Origin of the sequence: Paenibacillus apii, from assembly GCF_011043685.1 — a bacterium.
Classification (GTDB): Bacteria; Bacillota; Bacilli; order Paenibacillales; family Paenibacillaceae; genus Paenibacillus_AQ; species Paenibacillus_AQ sabinae.
Genome location: NZ_JAAKGU010000005.1, coordinates 380,952 through 389,343, shown reverse-complemented (window position 1 = coordinate 389,343; position 8,392 = coordinate 380,952). Strand labels below are relative to the sequence as shown.

The window sequence follows — 8,392 nt, the reverse complement described above, 5'->3', positions numbered from 1 at the left end:
GCTCTTCATAGGAACCGATCTCTGCGATTGTCCCCTCATCCACGACCACAATCCGGTCAAAATCCTTGATGGTCGATAACCGGTGGGCGACGGCGATCATCGTCCGGCCTTCAAAGAGGCGATCCAGCGCGGTCTTGACCTCTGCCTCGGAGACGTTGTCCAGCGCGGACGTTGCTTCATCGAGCAGGACGATTTTTGGACCCGAGATCATCATGCGGGCAATCGCGATTCTTTGCTTCTGTCCGCCTGACAGCTTCATGCCGCGGTCGCCGACCAGAGTGTCATAACCCTGCGGAAGCTGAAGGATGAATTCATGCGCCATGGCCGCTTTCGCGGCCTGCTCAATCTCTTCGTCCGACGCCTCCGGCCGTCCAAAGCGAATGTTCTCTCTGACAGAGAAGCCAAACAGATACGACTCCTGAAAGACATAACCAATGCTTCCTCTTAAATCTTGAAAAGACAGCCGGGTGATGGGGACCCCATCCAGCTCGATCATGCCTTCCTGAGGATCATAGAAGCGGTTAATCAGCTTGAGTAAAGTTGATTTTCCGTTGCCGCTTGTGCCGACAAAGGCCAGTCTTTCACCGGGCCGGATGTCGAGCGAGAAGTCTCTGATGACCGGCGGGCGATTCGGGTAATGGAAACCAACACTTTTGAAAGTGATTCGACCATTTATCGTTCCCAAGGGAATCGGATGCTCCGGTTCCTCTACAAGGGGCTTCAGCAGCATCAACCTGCGAATCGGATTGGCCTGTTCCAGCATCATCCCTTGCTGCGCAAGATTGCCGATCAGCATAGATAATTTGAACATGACGACAGAGTAAATGAGGAAAAAGGAAAGGAAAGCGCCTACAGTTAACGTCTGATTACGAATAAACCAATAGCCGAATATGAACAGCGCAACCGCGCCGGCGTCGAAGAACACCCTTCGGATGCTCCAGCGGGTATGTATGAAGAATACCCATTTCAAGGTGGTGTCCGTGACGGTCTGATACAACCGAAGCCCACGCTGCAAATCCCAATTCTCAGCGGAAAAAGCCCGAAAGTCGCGGATGCCTGACACCGATTCATGGATTTTGCGGTTATAATCCATCCGCTGTTCATTCATGCGCTCATTCCACTCAGCGGTCTTTCGGTCAAGGCTCGGCCCTACGGCATAGTAGATCAGGAAGAACGGAACGGCAACCAATGTCAATTTGAGACTGCCCGACACCATCACGGAAACGGCGAGAATGACGAAGAGGGCAAGCTCCAGCATGTCAGGAAAAAAGCTGGTGTACAGCTCCTGTACCGCGTGCACCTGATTGTTCATCAAAGAGAGCGTTTCGCCTACGGGACGCTGTTCATAGTAGGAAAAGCCAAGCTTCCGCAGCTTCTGAAGCACGGAGAATTGCAGGTCGCGCGCGGCTTTGCTTCCGACCGCTCTTTGAAGCAGATTACGAAGCAAGGAAGCGCAGACGGAGAGCGCCACGATTCCAACGAGCAGGAGAAGCATACTTGTAAAAGCGTTTTTATTCTTAGCCGGAATGATGCTGTCGACCAGATGCTCGATCATCTTGGGGATCACCAGCTCTCCCGCGGCGGCAATCAGTCCGCACAGCACGATCAGCGTAAGTTGACCCGCGTAAGGACGGAGATAGGATACCACCCACAGATACAGCTTGAAACGGCGCTCCTGGGGATGATTGGACTGGTTTACAGTCACAGCTTCAGAAACTTGACTCAAGCATCAACACTCCTTACCTATTAAATAATTCCAAATTTGGTTGCGCATACATTGAGTGCAATTTCACAATATACGATAGTTTTTTTGTTCGCAACTAATTTTATCGGTTGTTGTACTTTAATTTCATCTGATCAGATGGAAATATATATTCCGGCAGTCCAATTTTGCTGCTAAACGATAAAACGCCGTTTCCAAAAGGTCACCATTCCATATTATATTTTATATTTTTAAAGCTGGAGGGTGATAGAAAATGGGTGTAAGTCCACTTTGTAACCGGTTCGCGGAGATTTTTGGTGCAGAAGCTCAAGTCGTTAATGGGGTATGTGTAGCAACTAAATTACGCACCAATATTAAGGTGAAAATATTAGGAAGACGTTCCAAAGGCTTGTTTACCCTTCCTTTCGGCATTTCTTTCGAGAGTGTCGGCAAAGATGGCAGAGCATTATGTCTTGGGGAATCCGTTATTCTTACCCGGGAAATTAACCCATTTATCTCCCGGCTCCGTAAAGCGGGTATTAAAGTAACAGCCCTTCATAACCACTGGTTATTTACCAACCCGAACATTTGGTACATCCATTGGGAAGCTATCCAACCGCCGCTGGTATTCGCCAGAAATGTGCGGAACGCGTCCGGTGTTCTGACGAACAAGCCCGTAGGTCCATTTTTGTGCAAGTCTTCTGATAAAAAAAAGAAAGTAATATTAAGGCCAACATTGGCAAGCTGACTTGTTTCATAGAATACTGACCATATTGGCTGCGAAACCGCCACACACACTTTAGATGTTTGGCGGTTTTTGTATACGGAAAACCCCCAGTTCGACTGAGGGTTCACGAAACCTTAAAGCTATAAGCAGTCATCTTATGAGATTTTGAAAGGCGTCCTGATAGGCGGCCAATTCCACCTCGGTAAACGGTGAAGCGCTGCCTTGGGTATTGTTCCGGTTTGATGGGTCTGTCTGGTTGTTGGAGGGGAAAAGCTGCACCTGTTTTACACCTATACGCTGGAGCAGTCTGGCGAATCCTTCCGCATCCTCCGGACGGTCGTTCAATCCGGGAATAAGATTAAGCCGCACCTCAACCTCGCTTGGACTCGAGAGAGAGTTCCGCAAATTTTCAATAATGAGATCATTGTAAACTCCGGTTATTTTTCTGTGCGCTTCACGTTCATAGTGTTTTACATAGAATATAAGATGATCAATCAGGGGGAGCAGCTTGGCAAATTGACCCTCTGGTACATATCCGGTAGTTTCAACGGCCGTATGTACTCCGAGATCCTTCAAGCGTGACAGCAGTTCATAGACAAAGGTATGCTGCATCATAGCTTCTCCGCCAGTCAACGTAACCCCGGACGCAGTCCTTTCGGCGGGATCAAGATTATCGAGGCATAACTCCAATACCTCCTGAACGGTATATATCCGTCCGTCTTCATAGTGTTTGGCTCTGATCGGGTCCCACAACAGCCTGACTTCGGGATTGCGGAACTCCGGATTGGGGCACCAATTGCAGTACAGAGGGCAGCCCTTGAGGTAAAGAATCGTTTGAGTACCGGAACCGTCAGGGGTGCTATGTTTCTGAATTTCACGAATGCAAGCGCTTACGTTTCTCGTTATCAAAGAATATTCCTCCTTAAAATGATGACAAGCGTGGGCTTAACATTCACTGCAACTGATCACAAAAATCCCTGGACAACCCAAACTGCGCGCACGTCCGTTATTTAACCAAAATTCACAGCACATAACCCTGATAAAATGAAAATAATGTGAAAATTAGAGCAGCAGCTCAGCATTTGTTTCTAACGATCCATTGAAAGTATGATTCGTCGTTCCAGGAGGAAAACGGTTTGTACGAAGATTAATACAATATATTCACCAGCCCGTGAAATATAAATACAAGTTGCAAGTATCTGTCTGAAACATTAAGCTTAAGAATTTCGTCAAAGAACTGAGGTGATTAGGGATGAAAAAGATCAGGCGATTGGCACGGATATCACTCGTCCTTGGTCTTGTGCTGATGGGAACTGCCTGCGGCACGGCAGAGAAAAGGGCAGTTGAACAGCATGCTGCTTCAGAGCCGGTTACTGAAAAAGCGGCAGAACCCTGTTTCGCAAAAATTGAGTGGGTTGATTTTTTGATGATCAATGACATTAGGTATGCTCAAAACTACGATGGAACGAAAGTAGTGAAACCAGAGCTGCTTGGTGCCGAAGTGGGACGAGTGAAGTACATGTTGAAAGACAATGCTTGTACGGATCATGTTACAAAGAATGGAGATGCGGCTTTCCTTCCAGCTGGGACCGTCATCTACGCGTTAAAGGGGTACAATCCGGAATTCCGGGTCGTAGCAAACAACAAGGTCTATGAAGCAACGGAAAATCCAAATGCGGTAACGATGGGGGATTTGCTGGACATCGAAGGGAAGGTGCAAAAAGTAAGCTTGGAAAGCGCCAGAGACGGCAGTCAAATTGGAGACTTTAGCAAGGAAGCATCTTCAGAATTCATACGTGAACTACTGATTCTGAAGTATGTGGGTTTCGATGCTGTTTATGAGCAAATAAAATACGATAATGGTGTTTTCCTGCGAGTGCACCTTAAGGATGGAACCTCGTTGCGGATTGTTTACTATCCGAAAGGTAATGGATTTTCGTCAGGCGCCTTTGGAACTGAAGGACTAAGAGCGTTGATCATGTCTCAAAGAGCCCAAATTAAAGCGGCTGCGGGCTTATAAGGGCTATGCGGGAACCAACGCCAACTTTCCCGTTGGCTCGTATACCAAAGAGAAATAGTCCCGGCGGCTGTACAAAAAAATATCTGGAGAACGATGGGGGCTGTCCCTGAAGTAGTGTTTAACTACTGAAGGACAACCCCAGAAAGTACATTAGCTTCTTGGTATGATAGGTAGAATAATTGAAGAAGGATGTTCTGCATCATGAAAGATGGTTTGCCGAGCGACCACTACATCCTTCGCCTGGTCCTCCCCAAAATTTCGACCAGTGTTGGAATTTCGGTCCCAACGCGGGAAATTACTGCTCGTTATATCCAAGCGGATCCGATGTCCTTGTTTGAATAAATTGCTTGTTGACCATAAATCGATTTCATATAAATATGTTTTTCCAGGCTCGATTAAGCTCGGAGCTTCTCCTTTAGCAGCATTCCGAAAGCGGGCGCGTATAATTCCATCTGTTATATTTTGTGCATACCCATCGGGATGAACATTTACCAATCGCGCGACAAAGTCTGTATCTAACGCGCTTGAGCTTGCCCATAGTTTCACTTTAATCGGTCCTGTCACTTCCACATCTTCTTCTAATACAGGAGTTGTATAAACTAATACGTCATCCCGTGATTCAATCTCTCTCTGATCGAATGCACCACTGTTAAAATCGGGTGGCATCATGATCGCTCCGCCTTTAGTGATGACTGGATTCAAGGGATCATACGTATAATGATCGGGTTCCTCTTGATCTGGTGAGATTGTGCTAAGTACTCCATCACCTTGAAGCGTATTCGCATGTCCTTGACTATGCAAGTAGTATGGAATAAATTTTGTCCGAGCAAGCGGCCATTCATATTCATCGCGCCAAATATTCTCACCCATCACAAATAGCTTGATTGGTGCTTCACTGATGATACCGGTGTCCCTTCCTTTTAAAAAATGATCAAACCATCGCAACTGAAGTCCGACCAAATCCACAAAAGCGGAATGAGCAGCCAAGCCGAAATTTATTTCGCCAGCTTGATGACTGTGATCCAAATGCTGCCAAGGACCAATGACTAATTTGCTCTGTCGAGCTTCCGGACTACCGCCTTTGTTACGCATTTGCAAAAAGTTTTCAATGGTTCCTTGTAAGAATATATCGTACCAACCGGCAATGTTAAGTGTAGGCACTATGAACTTGTCATATTTCCCTTTTAACGATAACGCATCCACATAATCTTGATCCATGCCGCGCTCAAAAAGTTCAAGTATGGAGGGAGCCACTTTGTTACGGGCAAATAGCGCAAAATTTTTCAGTGGAAGTCCTTTAATCTCCGTTTTTAGTTGATCAATATCTGAAATTAACTGCTTTGAGGCGATAGCTCGTTCTTGTTCATCCGGATAAAGTCTTGAGAGTGTGTCCAGATACATCCCTAATTGCCAATACGACAATAATCCTAGTTCAAACGCTCCTCCCCGGTACATTAAGCCATCAAAAGGGTCACTCCAAGATAATGCAGGAGCTGCTACTTTCAAAAACGTTGGATTTTGAATCATCCCTGCCCACTGTGTAAAAGCGTAATAAGATATCCCAAACATACCTACCTGACCATTACTGTATGGAAGTTTGGCAGCCCAATTGATGGTATCTTGACTATCCGATGTTTCTTTATTTGCGGAGAGGATAGGGTCCCAGTCTCCTTCCGAAGCAAACCGTCCTCGTGTATCTTGAATAATAACCACATACCCGGTTTTAACCGCGCGCGGAATATCGTTGAAAATGTATGGAACATTGTCTTTTCCATAAGGGGTACGAGTTAGCAGAACAGGCCAAGTGCCATCACCATAAGGTCGATAAATATTAGCTCGCAACACGATCCCATCTCTCATTTCAACGGGAACATTAAACTCTGCAATCATCTGTTTTTCCAATGGGTTTGCCATTCTATTCAGCTCCTTATTTTTTTTCTTTCTAACACTAGACTCGCAGCTGTGAGTGCAACACCCGCTGTAGTAACCAACGCCGCTGCTAATGGCAATGCCGCCAGGCCGAATAAAGGATGTTCGATGATCATTCCTCCCAAAAATGCCCCAAGCGCATTCCCCATGTTAAAAGCAGCCACGTTCAACCCAGAGGCAAATTGAGGCGCATCGGAAGCTTGATCTAAAATGTGCATTTGCAATGGAGAAATAGATGCAAACGCTGAACCCCCCCAGATAAAGATCGTGATGATTGCCGCCATTACATGGTGGAGGGTAAAAGTTAAACTGGTTAAAACAACTGCCAGTAGAATTAAGACTCCGAGTAAGGTGGGCATCAACCAGCGATCGGCCAGCTTTGCTCCCGCAATGTTTCCAACTAAAGAGCCGATTCCATAGACGAGCAAGATTGCAGAAACATCCTGTGAAGAGACTCCCGTGATTTGCTCCAACATGGGAGTAATGTAAGTTAAGGCAGTAAAAACTCCGCCAAAACCAAAGACGGTCATCATAAGCGCCAATAATACTTGGGGGCGACGCAGCACACCGACTTGTTTCCGTAGTGAAGCCACTTGTTCTTGTTTCACCGCGGGAACCAGTAACGCGATTGCCAAGAATGCAATAGCCCCAATCCCCGAAATCACGTAAAACGGCATTCGCCAGTTGTAAGCAAGTCCCAGAAACGTGCCTAAAGGCGCCCCCAATACGGTAGACAAAGTCAAACCCGAAGCCACTAATGCAAGTGCACTTGTCTGTTTATTTGGAGGAGCCAGCTTGGCTGCAACGACATAGCTCTCTCCAAAAAATGTTCCATGCATAAATGCACAAATAATCCTGGCGATCATCAAAAAGGTATAATTCGGCGCCCATGCGCAAAGAAGATTTCCGATTGCAAATCCCCCAACAAGAAATAAAAGCAAGTTTTTTCGAGAGATTCTCGAGAAGATAATCGATACGAGCGGAACGCCTATGACGACTCCTAATGCATATCCTGTGACTAAAAGACCCGCTTCAAAAAGTGATACTTTTAAGTCCTCGGCAATCGTAGTCAAAAGTCCCATGGGTACTAATTCTGCTGTGCCGATTCCAAAAGAAGCAAGGGTTAACGCCCAGAGCGCAATTGGCATACGGTTCATTGCATAAACCCTGCTCCCAAAATGGGCATCTGACTCTCGGTTACATACCGCAATTTGTTGCTTTCTTGAGGGGATATATAAACTTCCCTGCTCGGCATTTCCGGGCTAATCCGGTAGCCGTTCTCCTCAATCCAGGCTCCAAGATCAATGCTCACCGGCGTATCCGCATCTGGACGGCTCATATGGGTCACCGACGCAACGGTCATTTCCGGCAGCAGCTTTGTCTGAAAGCGGGCCGTGTCCTGCAGCTTGCGCGGGATTGGGCAGGCGATTTCCACATCGATGCTGCTTTCACACTCCGGACAACCATGCCACATCACCATATGGGTAACAGGCAGCGAAATTCCATTCCAAGTTAAATATTCGTCGATTTCTTCGAACAGCCCGGGAATACTCGCTCTGCTCGTGGTCGCTTTAAGCGTTGCAACCATTAAGGGCTCGACCTTCTTAACCACAACCTCATACCGTGAAAGACCGTCGCTTTGCCGTTCAATTTGTTCCAGTCTGAACTCAATACGCCTCAAACGCTCCGTTTCCGACTGAATCAGCGAGTGCATCTCCGCCTGTTTAAGCCGAAGCATTCCGCGAATTTCTGCAATAGACACGTTATCTTTCAGAAGCTGCTTGATTTGTTCAAGTGTAAAACCAAGATCCTTAAACGCCAGAATTCGATGTAAATGGAGCAACTGTTCGCTCGTATAATAACGGTAACCGCTCTGCTGATCTGTGTAGGCAGGTTTGAGTAGTTCAAGTTGGTCATAAAATCTCAAAGTTTTTGCAGGAACTTGGCTTAACTTTGAAAATTCGCTGATTTTAAACACGGGATTCACTCCTTTCATTACTCGAATTATAAACCT

General features: G+C 46.5%; 7 protein-coding genes. 2 read left to right on the top strand and 5 right to left on the bottom strand.

Annotated features, from left to right (window positions below):
- Window positions 1-1,726, bottom strand: a 1,726-nt coding sequence (locus G5B47_RS14035; protein WP_165099073.1) for an ABC transporter ATP-binding protein, incomplete at its 3' end; no start/stop codon positions are given.
- Between the two features lie 250 nt (window positions 1,727-1,976).
- Here G5B47_RS14035 and G5B47_RS14030 point away from each other — a divergent pair.
- Entirely contained in the window at window positions 1,977-2,450 is a 474-nt protein-coding gene (locus tag G5B47_RS14030; protein WP_165099069.1) for a DUF1259 domain-containing protein, read from the top strand.
- A gap of 129 nt (window positions 2,451-2,579) precedes the next feature.
- On the opposite strand, the gene G5B47_RS14025 is transcribed toward G5B47_RS14030, so the two are convergent.
- Window positions 2,580-3,338, bottom strand: a complete 759-nt coding sequence (locus G5B47_RS14025) for a radical SAM protein (protein WP_165099066.1) — start codon at window positions 3,336-3,338, stop codon at window positions 2,580-2,582.
- Between the two features lie 343 nt (window positions 3,339-3,681).
- Here G5B47_RS14025 and G5B47_RS14020 point away from each other — a divergent pair, with 343 nt between their 5' ends.
- On the top strand, window positions 3,682-4,449 hold the full coding sequence (locus G5B47_RS14020; RefSeq protein WP_165099064.1) for a hypothetical protein: 768 nt from the start codon (window positions 3,682-3,684) through the stop codon (window positions 4,447-4,449).
- A gap of 150 nt (window positions 4,450-4,599) precedes the next feature.
- Here G5B47_RS14020 and G5B47_RS14015 read toward each other — a convergent pair whose 3' ends face one another.
- Genes G5B47_RS14015 through G5B47_RS14005 form a run of 3 tightly spaced genes read right to left on the bottom strand, consistent with a single transcriptional unit; the run spans window position 4,600 to window position 8,356 of the window.
- Window positions 4,600-6,363, bottom strand: a complete 1,764-nt coding sequence (locus tag G5B47_RS14015) for a CocE/NonD family hydrolase (protein WP_165099061.1) — start codon at window positions 6,361-6,363, stop codon at window positions 4,600-4,602.
- A 5-nt stretch (window positions 6,364-6,368) separates the two neighbouring features.
- The gene (locus G5B47_RS14010; protein ID WP_206107353.1) at window positions 6,369-7,535 is read right to left on the bottom strand and encodes an MFS transporter; all 1,167 of its coding nucleotides are present in this window, start codon (window positions 7,533-7,535) and stop codon (window positions 6,369-6,371) included.
- Window positions 7,532-8,356 carry a MerR family transcriptional regulator gene (locus G5B47_RS14005; protein ID WP_165099059.1) on the bottom strand — a complete coding sequence of 275 codons (825 nt, stop codon included), beginning with the start codon at window positions 8,354-8,356 and terminating at the stop codon, window positions 7,532-7,534. Before G5B47_RS14005 ends, G5B47_RS14010 begins: the two co-directional genes overlap by 4 nt.
- Between the last annotated feature and the right edge of the window lie 36 nt (window positions 8,357-8,392).